At 72.1% G+C, this 283-nt stretch carries 1 pseudogene (running past both ends of the window); it reads left to right on the top strand.

Annotated features, from left to right (window positions below):
• A pseudogene (locus K728_RS19590) lies at positions 1-283 on the top strand (A/G-specific adenine glycosylase) (it extends past both window edges: 186 nt to the left, 453 nt to the right).

The raw sequence follows: 283 nt of genomic DNA, 5'->3' as shown, positions 1-283 counted from the left end.
TGCCGCGGCTCCAGCCGGTGATGCTTTGAGGCACTGGGGGCGACTTGGTTACCCGCGCCGCGCCCTGCGCCTCCACGCGGCCGCGGGGGCCATCGTCGAACACCACGGGGGCCGGGTGCCCCGCACCGCCGCGGAGCTCCTGACTCTTCCCGGCGTCGGCACCTATACGGCTGCTGCGGTGGCAGCGTTTGCGTACGGGAAGCGGGAGACAGTTGTTGACACCAACATCCGCAGAGTCCACGCGCGGCTGCTCGGCGGGGATGCTCTGCCGGCCCCCACCCTG

Origin of the sequence: Arthrobacter sp. CAL618, assembly GCF_000468215.1 — a bacterium.
In the GTDB taxonomy this organism is placed as follows: Bacteria; Actinomycetota; Actinomycetes; order Actinomycetales; family Micrococcaceae; genus Arthrobacter_D.
Note: the sequence above shows the minus strand (reverse complement) of the source record. Positions and strands in the feature narration are given on the sequence as shown.